Annotated in this window: 14 protein-coding genes; 6 read left to right on the forward strand and 8 right to left on the reverse strand. The window is 45.4% G+C overall.

Annotated features, from left to right (window positions below; all coding sequences use genetic code 11):
• Positions 1-85: 85 nt before the first annotated feature.
• The 3 genes from QT994_RS26140 to QT994_RS26150 all read left to right on the forward strand — a co-directional run bounded on the left by QT994_RS26140 (position 86) and on the right by QT994_RS26150 (position 2,974).
• Positions 86-1,048 (forward strand): DNA polymerase III subunit delta', encoded by a 963-nt coding sequence (locus tag QT994_RS26140; protein WP_333179779.1) that lies wholly within the window; start codon positions 86-88, stop codon positions 1,046-1,048.
• A 39-nt stretch (positions 1,049-1,087) separates the two neighbouring features.
• A complete protein-coding gene (gene msrA / locus QT994_RS26145) occupies positions 1,088-1,588 on the forward strand; it encodes a peptide-methionine (S)-S-oxide reductase MsrA (protein ID WP_333179781.1) in 501 nt (166 codons plus the stop codon).
• 549 nt (positions 1,589-2,137) lie between these two features.
• Positions 2,138-2,974: a metallophosphoesterase gene (locus tag QT994_RS26150; protein WP_333179783.1), complete on the forward strand. Its 837-nt coding sequence runs from the start codon at positions 2,138-2,140 to the stop codon at positions 2,972-2,974.
• A 194-nt stretch (positions 2,975-3,168) separates the two neighbouring features.
• On the opposite strand, the gene rppA is transcribed toward QT994_RS26150, so the two are convergent.
• A complete protein-coding gene (gene rppA / locus QT994_RS26155) occupies positions 3,169-3,855 on the reverse strand; it encodes a two-component system response regulator RppA (RefSeq protein WP_333179785.1) in 687 nt (228 codons plus the stop codon).
• 52 nt (positions 3,856-3,907) lie between these two features.
• Positions 3,908-4,558 (reverse strand): glutathione S-transferase family protein, encoded by a 651-nt coding sequence (locus QT994_RS26160; RefSeq protein WP_333179787.1) that lies wholly within the window; start codon positions 4,556-4,558, stop codon positions 3,908-3,910.
• Positions 4,559-5,195: 637 nt separating this feature from the next.
• On the opposite strand from QT994_RS26160, the gene hisG reads away from it, so the two are divergent.
• Positions 5,196-5,840 carry an ATP phosphoribosyltransferase gene (gene hisG, locus QT994_RS26165; protein ID WP_333179789.1) on the forward strand — a complete coding sequence of 215 codons (645 nt, stop codon included), beginning with the start codon at positions 5,196-5,198 and terminating at the stop codon, positions 5,838-5,840.
• 145 nt (positions 5,841-5,985) lie between these two features.
• Here hisG and QT994_RS26170 read toward each other — a convergent pair whose 3' ends face one another.
• The 3 genes from QT994_RS26170 to QT994_RS26180 form a co-directional block, all read right to left on the reverse strand.
• A complete protein-coding gene (locus QT994_RS26170) occupies positions 5,986-7,443 on the reverse strand; it encodes a response regulator (RefSeq protein WP_333179792.1) in 1,458 nt (485 codons plus the stop codon).
• A 225-nt stretch (positions 7,444-7,668) separates the two neighbouring features.
• Entirely contained in the window at positions 7,669-9,879 is a 2,211-nt protein-coding gene (locus QT994_RS26175) for an ATP-binding protein (RefSeq protein WP_333179794.1), read from the reverse strand.
• A gap of 744 nt (positions 9,880-10,623) precedes the next feature.
• Complete coding sequence (locus QT994_RS26180) at positions 10,624-11,337, reverse strand: DUF1997 domain-containing protein (protein WP_333048014.1); 714 nt, start codon at positions 11,335-11,337, stop codon at positions 10,624-10,626.
• Between the two features lie 121 nt (positions 11,338-11,458).
• Between QT994_RS26180 and QT994_RS26185 the strand changes: the two genes are divergently transcribed.
• Both QT994_RS26185 and QT994_RS26190 read left to right on the forward strand, forming a co-directional pair.
• Positions 11,459-12,118, forward strand: coding sequence for an NAD(P)H-binding protein (locus QT994_RS26185; protein ID WP_333179797.1), 660 nt, complete (start codon positions 11,459-11,461; stop codon positions 12,116-12,118).
• Positions 12,119-12,276: 158 nt separating this feature from the next.
• A complete protein-coding gene (locus QT994_RS26190; RefSeq protein WP_333179800.1) occupies positions 12,277-13,563 on the forward strand; it encodes a glycoside hydrolase family protein in 1,287 nt (428 codons plus the stop codon).
• A 231-nt stretch (positions 13,564-13,794) separates the two neighbouring features.
• On the opposite strand, the gene QT994_RS26195 is transcribed toward QT994_RS26190, so the two are convergent.
• The 3 genes from QT994_RS26195 to QT994_RS26205 all read right to left on the reverse strand — a co-directional run bounded on the left by QT994_RS26195 (position 13,795) and on the right by QT994_RS26205 (position 15,649).
• Entirely contained in the window at positions 13,795-14,187 is a 393-nt protein-coding gene (locus QT994_RS26195; protein ID WP_333179803.1) for a hypothetical protein, read from the reverse strand.
• Between the two features lie 707 nt (positions 14,188-14,894).
• Positions 14,895-15,143 (reverse strand): hypothetical protein, encoded by a 249-nt coding sequence (locus tag QT994_RS26200; protein WP_333179805.1) that lies wholly within the window; start codon positions 15,141-15,143, stop codon positions 14,895-14,897.
• Between the two features lie 161 nt (positions 15,144-15,304).
• Positions 15,305-15,649, reverse strand: coding sequence for a Dethiobiotin synthetase (locus tag QT994_RS26205; protein WP_333048020.1), 345 nt, complete (start codon positions 15,647-15,649; stop codon positions 15,305-15,307).
• Positions 15,650-15,863: the final 214 nt, after the last annotated feature.

Genomic DNA, 15,863 nt, shown 5'->3' on the forward strand with positions numbered 1-15,863 from the left:
TCTTCCTTCTTCCTTCTTCCTTCTTCCTTCTTCCTTCTTCCTTCTTCCTTCTTCCTTCTTCCTTCTTCCTTCTTCCTGACCAAACATGGATTATTTCACATCATTAATCGGACAAGAGCGACCAGTAGAATTGCTAACACAAGCAGTCGAGCGCAACCGAATTGCTCCTGGTTATTTATTTGTCGGATCTAACGGCATCGGCAAAAGTTTAGCTGCTCAGTCTTTCATCGAGCTTTTATTCTCAGCCAATCTTCCCGAAACCCGATTAATAGCCTCCGTGCAAAATCGCGTGCGGCAGCGAAATCATCCAGACTTACTTTGGGTAGAACCAACTTACATGAACCAAGGCAAACGGCTGTCGCCAAAGGAAGCAGAGGAAGCCGGTTTAAAGCGGAAAGCACCGCCACAAATTCGCTTAGAACAAGTTCGAGAAATCGGTGAATTTCTCAGCCGACCGCCGTTGGAAGCTGGGCGTTCAGTCGTAGTTTTGGAACAAGCAGAAACAATGGGCGAGGGAGCCGCTAACGGCTTGTTGAAAACATTGGAAGAACCTGGAAAAGCAGCGCTAATCTTAATTGCTCCGACTGTAGAAGTTTTGTTGCCCACTTTGATTTCCCGTTGCCAAAAAATCCAGTTTTCTAGGCTGAATCCCGAAGCAATGGCACAAGTTTTGCAGCAAGCCGGATTCGCAGAGATTTTGGATCATTCCGAGGTACTGGGGATGGCTCAAGGCAGTCCTGGGGAGGCAATTTCTATTTGGCAGCAACTGCAATCAATACCCGATGATTTACTGCAAAAAGTGAAACAGTTGCCTCAAAACCTGCGGTCTGCTTTGGAATTGGCCAAGGAAATTGATAAAACTTTAGATACTGAATCTCAGTTGTGGTTAATCGATTATTTACAACACTGTTACTGGCAGCAATTTTTGGCAGGGGGAATTAGTCGATCGCCCTTAGAACCCTTGGAAAAAGCACGACAATATTTGCTAAACTACGTACAACCGCGATTGGTTTGGGAATGCACACTAATGGGAATATGTCAAGCATAATTTAGTGCCAAGTTTTATCCCAATACGATGAGTCACACAATGGAAAAAGCCACATTTGCCGCCGGTTGTTTTTGGGGAGTTGAACACAAGTTTCGCGCCGTTGCGGGTGTCGTCTCGACTGCTGCGGGCTACACAGGAGGTCACTGGCCGAATCCCTGCTACCTAGATGTTTGCGCCAGAGTCACTGGTCACGCTGAATCTGTGCTGATAGAGTACGATCGATCGCAGGTGAGTTACGAAACACTGCTAGATGTATTCTGGAACTGTCACGATCCAACCCAAATCAATCGCCAAGGCCCCGATAGAGGCGAACAGTACAGGTCTGTAATTTTTTATCACAATTGGGAACAAGAAAAAGCCGCTCGCGCATCCAAACAAAAATTGCAAATTTCCGGTAAATACGACAAAGATATTGCTACCGAGATCAAACCTGCTGCTGAATTTTATATGGCAGACGATTACCACCAGCAATATATTGAGAAGAAGCGGCATTCGTCAAAAGTTATTAGTAAACAAGTAGGCAGACGCGACCAAAAATAAAAGATATTAGGGGCGGGTAAGGCAATAATATATACTAGCCCCAGTTTATTATGAATGCAAAACCCGGTCTCCCCCAAGCCATATTTATTTCCACCGACTCAGCAGTAATAAATCATTAGTGATGAGATAGTGTTTGGTAGGGGTAATCCGCCCGTGGTAAGCCGATGCGATGGGGAGGCGACACAAATCTCAGCTTTGACAATTGCTAAAAGAATATAGATGCGGGGCGGGGAATGCCAGTCTGACGAGGATTGATAGCGTTTTAAACAGATTGTTACGCCAGTCATAATTTTATAAAAATGCTGTACGAGTTGGCCCCGTAAAACCCAAACTATTTTGCAAGTAAGCCTAACTGAAGATTGGGCAGTTCTGTTTCAATTATGTTAAGAAAATCCTACTTCTTGCGTCCCGGACTTTAGTCATTAGCCAGCAATTAGTAGTCATTAGTCAGAGGACATAAGGAAAAAGGAAGAATATCTACTTTGGCAGTGTTGCCTGTTTATTTGCTAAGCTAGAGGTGGCGCTTTGTCATCAATAAACCTTAGATTTATGCACAGGTTATTAACGGGAAAACTGCGAGTAGAGTATTTAACAATACCGATCGCCAATCTTCCAGCAAATCTATCCGGTACTAAAATTGTACAGCTTACTGACTTTCACTATGACGGGGTGCGGCTATCGGAATGGTTGCTAGAAGAGGCGATTGCTGCTGCAAATGAAGCAGAACCCGACCTGATTTTTTTAACTGGTGACTTTATTAGCTACGACCCCGCACCTATTTACGGTTTAGTGCACCGATTGAAAAACTTGCAAAGTCGGACGGGAATTTACGCGGTTTTGGGCAATCACGACCACTATTGGCCGGAGGCAAAAAGAGAGGTTGCTAATGCTTTAAATAGCGTCGGAATTCGGGTTTTGTACAACGAAGCAATCTATCCTTTGGGATCAGAATTAGCTTTAGTTGGGTTAGCAGATTTTTGGTCGGGCGATTTTGCGCCTAAACCTGTAATGGCATCAATAAATCCCGCGATTCCTCGGATTGTTTTGTCTCACAATCCGGATACTGCTGAAAAACTGCAAAATTGGCGGATTGATTTGCAGTTGTCGGGGCACACTCACGGCGGTCAAATCGTTATTCCCGGTATCGGCCCTTTGTACGCTTGGGTCAGAAAAATTGGCTATTGGATTCCTCAACCAATCCGAAAGTTAATTCCTTTTATGTCGGCTTGGGATCGAGTAGTTACTCACTGGGAATGGGCTAGCGGTTTGCATCAGGTTGGGAGTAATTTACTGTACGTGAATCGCGGTTTGGGAACTTATTGGCCGGGAAGGCTATTTTGTCCCCCGGAGGTGACAGTAATTACTTTAGTTTCTCAACATTCCTAAGGGCGGGTTTAGGGTGCACACTTTCCCGATAATAGACAATATAGCAGAGAGAAAAAGGAAGTTCGGCAACAGATTCGCTCCACGGATGTAACGGATGTAATGGATGTCAGGAAGAGGGAAGTTCTGTAACGGATGTAATGGATGTCAGGAAGAGGGAAGAGGGAAGAAGGATTTTTGTACAATTTCTATTATTTTTAATTGGCTTCTCCAAAGCGATAGCCTCTGCCGTAGACTGTGTGGATTAGCACAGATTCGCCCGGTGCTTCTATTTTTCGCCGCAGCAGGCGAATTTGAGCGGCTAATACATTGCTACTGGGTTTTTCTGCTTCACTCCACAAATACTGGTGGATTTGTTCGTGTGTTAGCAATTGACCAGGATGGCGCATTAAGTATTCTAACAACTGACATTCTTTTTCTGATAAATCAATTGTACGATCGCCCCGATAAGCTAATTGATTGTCGTAGTCTAGCTGTAAATCTGCAACTTGCAGCCGCCCGACAGCAACCTCGGCATCAAAAGTAGGAGGCCGCCGCAGCAAGGCGCGGACTCTGGCTAGGAGTTCTCGCAGTTCAAAAGGTTTGACTAAATAGTCGTCTGCACCGGCGTCAAGTCCTTGTACGCGATCGTCTACGGTATCTTTGGCCGTGAGAAATAGCACTGGCGTACTCCGTCCTTGCGATCGCAACTTCTGGCAAATTGCCAGTCCGGTTTGTCTCGGCAGCATCCAATCCAAAATTAGCAAATCGTAATTGCCCTGCATTGCTAAATTGCTGCCACTTGCTCCGTCAAATGCCACATCAACTGTATAACCTTCGCGAGTTAAGACTCGACTCAAAGGGTCAGTTAACTCAACTTCATCATCAACTAAAAGAATCCGCATCCTGAGTTCCAACTTGAGATTTGAGATTTTAGGTTAAGTAAACTAATTTTTCCTAGATTTTAATATGTGGAATACTTTCGGTTTCGCTGCAAGCTGCTGCTACCCATTCCTGGATTGCAGGTAGTGCCAAAATCGCATCCGCATAAGCTTTTGCTGATGAATCTAACTTGACTTCGTAGGTGACAAAACGCATGACAATGGGGGCAAACATAGCATCAACAATTGTGAATTTTCCGAACAGCATATTGCCGCCTGTCCCGAATTTTTGGCGGCATTCGCGCCAAATGGTAAAGATGCGATCGATCTCTGCTTCGACACCGGAAGTCATCCCTTCTCCCGGATAGCGGTTGCGACAGTCCATCGGCATATTTTCGCGCACATTTTGGAACCCCGCGTGCATTTCGGCGGCAATGGAACGGGCGATCGCCCGTTCCGCTACATCCGCCGGCCACAAATCATTTGCAAAGCGCTCGGCAACGTATTCGCAAATTGCTAAAGATTCCCACACTTTCAGATCGCCGTCGATTAAAACTGGCACTTTTCCCGAGGGAGAATAGCGCCGAATTTCTTCATGGGTTGTCGGCCAGTCTAAGGGGATTCTCACCTCGGAAAATTTGAGTCCAGCTTGTTTCATCGCCAACCAAGGACGCAGCGACCAAGAGGAATAATTTTTGTTGCCAATAACAAGTGTCAATTCAGTCATAATTTAGCTGTCAGCTATTTGGAATCGCCCGTTAAATTTTAAGTTTGAGAGTTGAATACACTGCTAAAGGCGTGATACTGAATGGCGATCCTCTTCGAGGGCTTCGCTAACGGGCGATCGTCCAATTCTGTGCACCAGCCTCTGCAAGCATTTTACATTAACAGCCTCCCAGGGTTCCGCGTTTTTCTGCAAACTGCGATCGGGGGGCGCGATCGAACACGCTTAATTCCACATGGGATGAGAAGCCTCCGCCCCTGGGGATTCTGGCGTGGTTAGCAGTAGGTACGGCTACTGTATAATCCCTTTCCTCGGCCTCTATACCACCGGCTGAGAGGATTTAATCTACTGTAATTTTCAGGTAATCCGGCTCTACACTGTGAAATTCTCCGTCAAATTCTCCCTCAAATTCTTGACTATCAAACTCTTGATTGTTTTCCATACTGAGCGCACTTTAAAAATATGAGGACATAAAAACTTAATAAATATAATATATACCCAAACAAAGAATCGAGCAATACCCGAAATTTATTTTTCGCTATGAACTCTATGTGTTATTCTGAGTAGGGTAAAAGCTGTTTCTGCTTATACCGCGAGCGCCCCCTTCCCAAATTGAGCAATTTACACTCTAAAAATTGACATGATTACTGTTGCACTTCCCAAAGGCGGATTGTTAGGAGATAGCATTCGGCTGTTTAAATCGGTTGGATTAGACTTCAGTGCTTTTCTCGATTCCTCTAACCGACAACTTCAAATTTATGACCCTACAGGCACTGCAAAAGCTTTGCTAGTAAGGACGCACGACGTGCCGGTTTATGTAGAATACGGTCAAGCGGATTTGGGGATTGCTGGCTATGATGTTTTGCGGGAAAAAAAGCCGAAAGTTGCCAATTTAATTGATTTAAAATTTGGCAAGTGTCGGCTGTCGGTGGCAGTGAAAGAGTCTAGTTCTTATCGGCGAACGGTGGATTTGCCTCCTCACGGTAGAGTTGCTTCTAAGTTTGTACACTGTGCGAGGGAATATTTTCACAATTTGAATTTGCCGGTGGAAATTGTGCCGCTTTACGGTTCTGTTGAGTTGGGGCCGATTACGGGTATGTCGGAGGCTATTGTGGATTTGGTTTCGACTGGCAAAACTTTGCGGGAAAATGGTTTGGTGGAAATTGATGTTTTGTTTGAAAGTTCGGCTTATTTGATCGGTCATCCTTTGAGTTACCGTTTGAATACCGGAGGTGTGAATGAGTTGATCGGGAAGTTGAGAGAGCAAGTTTTGACGAAAGTTTGATGCAAACTCCAATTAGAGTAGACTTATTGGATAAATCTTTCATTGATAGGGAAACCCCAGACGCAACGCAGGATAGTTGGAGACTTTTGTAATAGGTCTAAACTATTTTAGGGTGGGCTTGTAGCCCGCCCTAAAAGTTAAATCTTTATGAAGTGCTATTTCCCGGTATAAAACCTAGTTTTTCCTGGCAGCGATTTATATAAAAACGGACAACTGTATCCGCAGGGTTTTGTTCGATTAGTTGCTGAAAATATCCCAAGGCGGCGACAAACCTTTCGGATTGCCATCCTTGAATTCCTTTGTCAAATAAACCCTGGGTAAGCTGCTTTGCTTCAGAATCGGGACAAGAGGCGGCCCAGATTTCGTAGATTTCTATAGCTTCCTGTTTGCCGCGCGGGGTTACTCGATCGATCCAGCGATAGTAATAATTGTTGCTTGGCGAATAGCTGCCTGCCGCAGTCGCCCCAGAAGTAGAAATAATACTCTCCTGTGTTTTCACTTCCAAGTCGCACTTTAATAATAGACTTTCTTTTGAGTGTGAGTTCAGACTTATGCCATTTAGAAATTCTCTCGCATGAACGATCGCATTTTCGCTAACAATAATTTGGCAACCGTATATTTTAGTTAAATTTTCTAACCGAGAAGCTGTATTTACCACATCGCCGATGACTGTAGAGTCCATGCGGCGATCGGAACCCAAAGTACCGATCATGCCGATACCTGTGTTAATTCCCGTACCAATATTGACAGGAAATTCTAAATTGTATTTGTAGCGGCTGGCATTAAATTCTTGCAGAGTTTCTTGCATTGCTACTGCGGCTTCGATCGCATCCATAGCGTGAGAATTCTGCTTGTCAAATACTGCCATGATTGCATCGCCTAGGTATTTGTCAATAAACCCGCCATGAGACGTTATGCAATCGTTCATTTGAGTAAAAAAAGCGTTCAACCATTCAAAAGTCTCGCAAGCTTGTTGAGATTCGGCGATCGCAGTAAAGCCGCGAATGTCGCAAAATAAAATAGTCAGCTCTTCTTCTGTGACATTGCCCAACTGAATAGATTCTATTCCTTGCGGTGCAATTCGTCCGAGAAGTTGCTCCGGCACAAATAGCTGAAATTTTTCTGAAAGATATTCGTTAGCCTCCCAAGCTGCGGCGATTTGACGCTGGCTTTGCTCTTTGACTCGCTGGTTTAACTGGGAAGATACAGCTTGCGATCGCATTTGACTCAAGTGCAAAATATTTTCAACTTTCGCCAGCAACAAACGGCTGTTAAAAGGCTTTGTCACATAATCGTCTGCCATCATTTCTAACCCTCTGAGGCGAGAGGAATCGTCGTCGAGGGCGGTCAAAAAAATCACCGGTACAGTTTGCAATGCCGTATCCTTCCGCAGGATCTCGCACACATCAAAACCGTTCATCTCCGGCATCATAATATCTAGTAAAATTAAATCGGGTCGAGAGGCGCGGGCAAGGGAGAGCGCTTCATGGCCAGATAGGGCTGATACTGTAGCGTATCCTTTTAGGTGCAATAACTCTTCCAGTAAAGTCAGATTAGCTGGCTCGTCATCAACCAACATTATGCAGGGCGACTTGTTTGACATGGAATATGATATAATATATTGAATTTAGCTCGGGAATTGCGCGTGGGGAAGCTCGAAAACTGGTTGATTCGTATATTTCTCCTTACTAAACTCGATATTTTTCGTAGAACAGGCTTTCGGAGGCAAGCGCGGGCAAGTCATATAGATATTTATCTACTATTGAGTTTAACCTTTGTTCTTATCAATTATCATAAATGGCAGTGCTGGAACTGCAAATAATTATTCTTAGCTCAGAAAAGAACGGACAGTAGCGATCGTCAAATTCAAATCCAGTGGCTTGCTCAAATAAGCAGAAGCGCCAGCTTCCAAACATCGCTCACTGTCACCCGGCATCGCCATCGCCGTCACCGCAATCATCGGTACCGAGTCCCAGACAGGATCTGCTTTAACTCGGCGCATCAACTCAAAGCCGTCAACATCCGGCAACTGAATGTCCATCAAAATCAAATCCGGCAGCAACTCCGGGGCAGCAGAGGCGGCGAGAATACGATCGGCCATCGCCTTCCCATCAGCGAGTATCTCTACCCCGTACCCCTCCAATTCCATCACCTCAGAAATTAACATTTGGTTAAAAGGCTGGTCTTCGACAACCAAAATCCGCTTCCTGCCAATTGGTAAAGCAATCGCAGAACCAGGGACTAACTTAGAATCTAAGGGACAAGAAGCAAAGTTTCCCAACTCTTGACGCATCTCCGTCAAAGGCAGCCAAACCCGGAAAAGACTTCCCCGATCGCAAACAGATTGAAAAGAAACAGTTCCCCCGTGCAATTCTGCCAGACGCTTAGTCAAAGCCAAACCCAAACCTGTACCTTCGTGCCGCCGAGTCAGGGAAGAATCCACCTGTTGAAAAGGTCGAAATAGCAAGTGCCAGCGGTCTTGAGGAATGCCGATGCCGGAGTCTTTCACCTCAAAACAAAAATAAGGAGTGCTGGCATTTACAGGAGAACAATCCGGCCGGTAGTCGTCGTTTATTTCACTACCGTAGACCAGACGCCCGCTGAGTTTAACTTGTCCCTGTTCGGGGGTAAATTTGATGGCATTGGAAAGTAAATTAATCACAATTTGTCGCACTCGCCGTTCGTCGAGCCAAACTTTAGTAATACGGTAGTCGAGTTCTAAAGACAAACCGATTCGCTTTTTGTCGGCCCGGGGCTGCATCATTTTCAGACAGTCTGTCGCGAGTTCTTGAACGCGAATAGGCTGTAAGTTGAGTTCTACTTTCCCCGCTTCAATTTTAGAAAGATCAAGAATATCGTTGATTAGCTGCAACAAGTGCTGGCCGCTTTTTTCGATCAGTTCTACATAGTTGATTTGTCGATCGCTCAACTGTCCGGCTGTTTGCCGCAGCAGCAAGTCAGAAAAGCCGAGAATGCTGTTGAGAGGCGTCCGCAATTCGTGGGACATGGAGGCTAAAAACTCAGATTTCAACTGAGAAGAATACTCTAATTCTTCGTTAACTTGGCGCAGGTTTTCTTGTGTCTGAGCCCGCTCGATCGCCGCCCCCAGAGTCCGGCAAGCAGCCTCCAGCACTTCTTGGTGGACAGCGGCTTGCAGTTTTTTGATGTTGCGGGACTCCAGCGTCAGCACTCCGATGATCGTGCCGTTGGTAGCTGCGATCGGAAAAATGCCCAGTTGTCCGATTCCCGGATGCCGAAATTCCGGCACGGCATTGGGATGCTGGGCATAATCCTCGACAAGCAAAGGTTTACCAGTTTTGACCACTTCCCACAGCAAACCGATGCCGTAGGGAATGCCTTTGTCGAGCAATTCTTGCATTCCTGCGACTACGGGTTCCCCGTAAGTAGCCAAAAATTGACTAGAAACTTGGTTGCAAATCCCCGACGCTTGCCGATCGTTTCCCTTGCCGCTAATCACCTTGACATCTCCGAAAGCAGCATTCATTGCCCCTACCAGATAGGTGAGGGCAAACTGACCTATTTCTTGCAAACTGTCAGACTTTTGCAGGCGTTCGGTTAAACCTAAAAGAAAGCTCAGCCGCCTGACTTCTGCGTTCAAGCTAGCTTGGGAGTTTTGGTATACCGTCACATCTCGAAAGGTAAACAGCCGTCCGCCGCTGTTGGTAATCGTGGCGCACACCTCCAAACAAACCCCATTGGATTGCTCGAAATAAAATGATAAACTTTCATGCTGAGATTTTTCGAGTGCTTGCTGAAACTCTTGCCACTGTTGAACAGACAAGTAACCCCGATCAACAATTTCCGCAAACAGCAAGTGGCACTTCGGCTTTGTTGCCAGCCATTCTGGGGACAGTTCCCAGATTCCGGTCAATTTTTTGTTAAACAAAACTAAGCAGTCAGACGAGTCGAACAAAGCGATCGCATTGTCTACTTGATTGAGAATTAGTTCTTGGTCGGCCCTCCATTGCTGCCAGTCTATCTCCATTTTTTTTTCTGTAGCTCTTAGTTTTGTTGTCATAACTTTCTACGGATATGGCAAGACTTCTTCGATCACCCTTTACTTAATTTGACATAATTTTAGGTTTTTTGGCAGTGAGGGTGATCGATCGGCCTTGTGATCTGAGACACTTGCGGGTTTCCGAGGGCGATCGGAGGCAGCTTTGAAATGCGTCCGCTACACTTCTTAATCATGAGGCAATAAGGAGGAAAATCCTGATGACAGAAACAGAATTTTTTAATAACAATGCTGTCGAAGTTGATGGCATCTGACTTGAAACTCTTGTGTCCAACCCTGTGCTAAATTGACCAATCATAATAAAAACTCATTCCGCTGATAAGAAATCAGCATATAGCAATCCTAAATAATTTGTGAATTTCTTACTTTCTCTCAGCGGGTTGGGGGAGGGTTGGGGTTGGGGAAAAAATTTACGACTCCTGCAAGGATTGCTATATTAGTTTCAAAAAAGCAACTGTAGGCTCGTAATCCCAACCCATACACAATCATTTATTCCCAATCATTTAATCTAAAATTGTGCGACTGAGCGCTCACGCCGAAGTATAAAATCTACAATGGTATGAGTTATTACGATCGCACTTATGAGTAAGGTGTGCAGTGCACACCCTACAAATGTGAGTTAAGCTAATCCGCATTTAAATTGCAGAGTAAAATAAATCTTTACTCTGGTGGGGAGTAGGGGTTGGGCAGGAGATCCCGCACTTAACATACAATTTAAATGCAGTACAGGTTAGAGCGTAAGTAGTGTTAATGTTTCTTAGGATTTTTCGGAAAAGGAATGCCCAAACTTTCGTGAAAAACCACCTGAGTTTTATAAGTCAAGCGTCGGTTAACTTGTTTGATAATTTTTTCCAAAAGCGCATCGCCGGTTTTTTCTATCAAAGGCTGAGACATCGATCGAATAAACTTGGGAAAGCAAACCCCCACAGCCAAATCCAGCTTCCAGGTAGTAATGGTAATCGCAGGCGGCAGCTTAGCACGTTCCGAGCTCGGCCAATCGGCGGCAAACTCCTGAGAGGGTATCTCCACTAGCTTCATCGCCGATCGAAAATCCACTTCATACCCAGGCGAGGTATAATTCGGAACCGGAATAGTCTTAATCAAATAGCAGCCTTCAGCGTCAGGCGGCAGCAACTCTAAACCAATTCTCGCTTCAACGCGGTAGCCGAAAGCCCCAAAACGCCCTATTAATAAATCGTAGCCGTTTTCGCCGAGCGGCTGGGCCTTCATCGGCGAAGCGCACTGGCAAAACCAAGTCTTGTGGTTGTTCAAATGCTTCGCCACCGTCTCCGCATCCGCGTACATCTCCATGCTGTCTTCAAAATGCGTGTGAAACCAAATCGGCTCAACTTCCTCACCTGCATCCGCGCTTCCACTTTCGGGCTGTTGGAAACTCGCATCTGGGTAGTAATTTTCCTCAGAAGCTTCAACAGTTTGATATTCAGCGGAATCGTGCTTCATATTATGCTCTCCTGTTATACACGCCAATCAATCTGGTTGGGGATGTGTTAAGGAAGTTTCCTCCCTACAATTGAGAAATTGATAGTAACAAAACTTACCCTAGTTCAGCATAACTCGACTTATGAAAGCATTTGTAGCAGGAGCCACAGGTCAGACTGGCCGCCGAATCGTCGCAGAATTAGTCAAGCGAGGTATTCCCGTGCGCGCCTTAGTCCGAAATCTAGACACAGCTAGACAAATTTTACCACCGGAGGCTGAGTTAGTGACTGGGGATGTATTAAATGCGACTTCCCTAAGCGATGCCATCGGCGATAGTACGGTATTGCTGTGTGCGACAGGGGCGGCCCCTGGTTTTGACCCCACAGCGCCTTACAAGGTGGATTTTGAAGGCACTAAAAATTTGGTGGATGCAGCTAAGGCTAAGGGAATTGAGCATTTTGTGCTGGTGACTTCTCTGTGCGTCTCTCAGTTTTTTCACCCGCTGAATTTGTTCTGGCTGATTCTGGTTTGGAAGAAGCAAGCCGAGGAATATTTGCAAAAAAGCGGTTTGACTTATACGATCGTCCGTCCCGGCGGTCTCAAAAATGAGGATAATTCAGATGCGATCGTCATGACTGGTGCGGACAAAATGTTTGAGAGCAGCATTCCCCGCACTAAGGTAGCCCAAGTGTGCGTGGAGGCGCTGTTTCAGCCGACTTCTCGCAACAAGGTTGTGGAAATTGTGGCTAAGTCGGAGGCTCCGCAAAAGAGTTTTGAGGAGTTGTTTGCCGGCGTGGTTTGATTGAATTAGGCTCGCTTGGGTTCGGTGCGTCAGACAAAAAACACTTTGATTTGAGTCAAAGATTTGGGCTGACGCACGCTACACCAATTTTCCGATCGCCAAATCTGGCAAAATCTTAATAGTTTTATGATTCGCCGTTGAAATTTCCCTCTCTCAGCATGAAAACTCTCAAGTGGCCAGCTTGGTTCCCCTATCCGATTTCGTGGTTAAGGGCATTTGCTCTCGCTCAGAGTTTTAGTTTTGTCCTTCGCAGGGGCCTTCCTTTTGTCAGCGACGACATCGGCTTTCTGACTCTACTGCTGGCGGCTTGGCTGATTCAGTTGCCTGTGTTTTTTGTTTGTCACTTTTTAGCAGTCAAAATTTTAAATCCCTTACTAATTATGTTGCCGGGGCGCTTTCGCGTTGCGCGCAAGTTCAAGCGCCGGCATACGGGTATTCGATCGCATTTGCGAGAAGGCTTGAATGCTGTTGTAGTGATTTTTTTTGCATTTAATCTGTCGCTGTTGGTGCAACTTGCGATTTTTTATTGGCCAGCGCGATCGATCGATCCGACCCAGTTACTAACAGGAATATCTACTCTGACAAATGTTGCCATAGCGGGTGAATTAGATTTCTGGCTGATTAAATTGGCGGGGATTTTATCGAGTTTAACGCTGTTAGCTGCGCCGCTATATCAATACGATTTTCGCGTTCGCCGGATGCGGGTGGCTCGAAAATTAGCCGAAATTTCGGAAATGGAAATGACTTGGCTAGAAGCTGAGAAATTGGGCCGTCGAAAAAGAGGTTTGCTGAGGCGATCAGAGCTTCAAATCCTCGGATTTCTACTTTTAATCGGCGCTGTGATTGGCGGCGGTGTTTTTTTGGTTGACAGTTTGCGGGGAAATCAGCAGTTGTCGCAGTCGGTAAGCGGGGTGAAAAAAGTCCCACCGCTGGCTATGAAAAACGGCGATCCTTACCTTCGGGCTCTGATGCGAACTATTTCTGCTAGCGAGTCGAATGTTGCTCGACCTTATCACGTTGTTTACGGTGGCAAATATATATTAGATTTGAGCCGCCATCCTGACTGGTGCGTGAAGATTGTTAATGGCCCAAATCGTGGCAAGTGTACTACGGCAGCGGGCAGGTATCAATTTCTGACTACAACTTGGAAGGATAAGGCTAAGCGTTATCAGGCGCGTCGTGCTAATTTTTTGTTCTGGGAAGATTACAGTTTTGAACCCGAAGATCAGGATGCTGTGGTTTATGCTTGGTTGAGCGATCGCAAGTTTTGGAAAGCTGATATTCCTGAGATGTTGCGGCAAGAAAGATTAACTGAGGTATTACGGATGCTTTCGGGAACTTGGACGAGTTTGGGATATGGAATTGAGAACAATTCTATGAGTTCTCGTTTGCCGAAAGTCTACCGGGAAATGCTGCGGGAAGAATTGGAAAATCCTGGTTCTTAGGGAGTTAAATGTTTGCTGTTGACGGTTGACCCTTCGACTAAGCTCAGGGCGACGCTGTTGACTGTTGACTGTTAACTGTTAACGAATATTATTCGTTATTAACAAGCCCAAGCGATTAACAAATAACAAATAATATCAATTCCGGTTGCATCGGAATTAATATTACCCGAAATCAGGAGACGGCAGTGCCGTCTCCTCTATATCATTCCGGCGCAGCCGGAATTGAGATAACTAATCCTTCAATCTGGGTAAAAAAGCTGTCAAACATTTGTACAATTCTAATCCCGGTCCAGCTTGCAGCGGATAAAGCTTGTCGAAATTAATGGGGTTTCCCGGTGCTAATTTCCACTCGGTTTTCTGTGCTGTTTTCGGGGAAATTTCGATGGCTACCGTGATGTTAATAATGTTGTTGTGCTGTGGGATGCCCCGGAAGCAGTAACTTTTGCCAGTGCGTTTGTCTGAATCGCTGCCGGTGATGTATTTGTCTTGTTTGCGAAATTGGATTTCTCTGAAAGGTCGATCGAACACAAAGGAGTCTCGGTAGCGGTAGTCTCCGTCAGACAAGCTTTGCACAGTAGACCTGATTTGACTTATAACTGTTGCTGGACTAAGAGTTAGCATCATTGATCCGCGTTCCTCTTGTGAAATGGGTGATGTTGCTGTCTGGTGCCTGAGTTGCTGTGGGCGATCGGCTGAAACAAACGCGCCCTGTAACAAATCAATAAAAGTAGTTATGTAGTTTAAGTTGATCCCTGACTATCGTGAATAATTATTGCATGGTTTCATCTCTGTTACCTACCTGAGTAATAATAGAAACATACAGCAAGCCCTAAGAAATTTTACGGGCGCATATTTAGGGATTAATTGACGATACTGCGAGGATACTGCTATGTTGTGCGTGACGCGAGAAACAAAAAACTTAGGGCCGATTGAAACCGGAAATTCCCCAGGGCGAGGCTCTTTCACCTCTGCGTCTAAAAGTACCCGTATTCTCCGATCGCGAGTTTACAAAGATGAGGCTCTGGTGTCGGCCGCGCTAGCGGGACTGCCAGCTCTTTTGGCATCCCTCGAAAGCTTTCGCGAGCAATAGAACTTGGCATTTTCTATTGCTATATATGGCGCGTGGAGATTTGTGATAGCGGCTGCCAACCGAGCAGGGGCTGTTTTGATTGCACCTAAAATTATCCTCGATTTGAGTAGAGTTTTGCTGTACTGAACTCTTCCGAAACGCAGAAACCTGGTTGTTTACACAAAAACATTTTACAGCCCTTTGTTATGGTATAAAAACCCGGTTTCTTGGTGTGTGTCCGTAAGTCTTGTGTTAACACAATTTATGTGTGAGTGTCCTCGGATGCGATCGATGCTTCTACCTCTTGGGAAGAACGGCTTAACATAGAGTCGTGCAGGTGTTCGTTGTGCTGCCTTTCTTGAGCCATTAATTCTCTGGCTTTTTCTTCAGCAATTCCCTCCCCAGGTGTTTCTAGCTCGTGGGAGGAACGGTTGAGCATAGAGTCGTGCAAGTGTTCGCTATGCTGCCTTTCTCGTGCAATTAGTAGTCTAGCTTTTTCTTCTGCGTTCATGAGTAATTTCTCCAACTGCGGTTTAGAACCGATTCTTATATTAAGATGCCACAAGTTGAGGGTAAATGTAGCAAGATTAACATACAATATTACAAATAATTGTAGAAAAAAAATTGAGTTTGCTGGGGGGTGGGTATCGGGATTGGTGGTTGCCGAGCTAATTATTGCCAGACGCCGGAAAAGATATTCTTGACTGCGATCGCAATTCGATTTAAGTCTTCCTTCAGCAGCGGTGGCCAAGAAACTCCTCTGCGGAGTCCAGCTTCAAATTGCAGCAAACCTTCTACTGACAGTAAATGCAGTGCCGAGATTAATTGTCGATCGAGCATTGGAGATTCTTGCAGCCCTTCAAACAATATTTTTAAAGCTAATAAAATCGATGTCACCTGTCCGGGTACGGGCGGTTGACCTTGTTTGAGACGCATCAGGAAGGCGTCGGGATTTTTCTTGGTTTCCAGGGCGGTTCCTTGGTCGATCAGAAAACTGCGGGCTGTTTTGTAATCCATTTGACGTGCGATCGATCTCCTGCAATTAATTAGCTGGCATTATATCACTTTTTGTCTCGCTCAATTTGGTAATATATTTCCATACAGCCTACACTACAGCTACTGGTGAGGTGCCCCCATAAGCACGCTACAGCTACTAGACCTCTTGCGAAAGTGCGCTCGTTCTAGGTAAAATAAAAGAAAAAATTAGATTAATAATATGAATTACGAACAA

The organism is Microcoleus sp. S13_B4 (assembly GCF_036700885.1).
Classification (GTDB): domain Bacteria; phylum Cyanobacteriota; class Cyanobacteriia; order Cyanobacteriales; family Microcoleaceae; genus Microcoleus.

Excerpts from the sequence above, each read along its gene's own strand:
- QT994_RS26140 (WP_333179779.1), top strand. The coding sequence starts at position 86 with ATGGATTATTTCACATCATTAATCGGACAAGAGCGACCAGTAGAATTG.
- msrA (WP_333179781.1), top strand. The coding sequence starts at position 1,088 with ATGGAAAAAGCCACATTTGCCGCCGGTTGTTTTTGGGGAGTTGAACAC.
- QT994_RS26150 (WP_333179783.1), top strand. The coding sequence starts at position 2,138 with ATGCACAGGTTATTAACGGGAAAACTGCGAGTAGAGTATTTAACAATA.
- rppA (WP_333179785.1), bottom strand. The coding sequence starts at position 3,855 with ATGCGGATTCTTTTAGTTGATGATGAAGTTGAGTTAACTGACCCTTTG.
- QT994_RS26160 (WP_333179787.1), bottom strand. The coding sequence starts at position 4,558 with ATGACTGAATTGACACTTGTTATTGGCAACAAAAATTATTCCTCTTGG.
- hisG (WP_333179789.1), top strand. The coding sequence starts at position 5,196 with ATGATTACTGTTGCACTTCCCAAAGGCGGATTGTTAGGAGATAGCATT.
- QT994_RS26170 (WP_333179792.1), bottom strand. The coding sequence starts at position 7,443 with ATGTCAAACAAGTCGCCCTGCATAATGTTGGTTGATGACGAGCCAGCT.
- QT994_RS26175 (WP_333179794.1), bottom strand. The coding sequence starts at position 9,879 with ATGACAACAAAACTAAGAGCTACAGAAAAAAAAATGGAGATAGACTGG.
- QT994_RS26180 (WP_333048014.1), bottom strand. The coding sequence starts at position 11,337 with ATGAAGCACGATTCCGCTGAATATCAAACTGTTGAAGCTTCTGAGGAA.
- QT994_RS26185 (WP_333179797.1), top strand. The coding sequence starts at position 11,459 with ATGAAAGCATTTGTAGCAGGAGCCACAGGTCAGACTGGCCGCCGAATC.
- QT994_RS26190 (WP_333179800.1), top strand. The coding sequence starts at position 12,277 with ATGAAAACTCTCAAGTGGCCAGCTTGGTTCCCCTATCCGATTTCGTGG.
- QT994_RS26195 (WP_333179803.1), bottom strand. The coding sequence starts at position 14,187 with ATGATGCTAACTCTTAGTCCAGCAACAGTTATAAGTCAAATCAGGTCT.
- QT994_RS26200 (WP_333179805.1), bottom strand. The coding sequence starts at position 15,143 with ATGAACGCAGAAGAAAAAGCTAGACTACTAATTGCACGAGAAAGGCAG.
- QT994_RS26205 (WP_333048020.1), bottom strand. The coding sequence starts at position 15,649 with ATGGATTACAAAACAGCCCGCAGTTTTCTGATCGACCAAGGAACCGCC.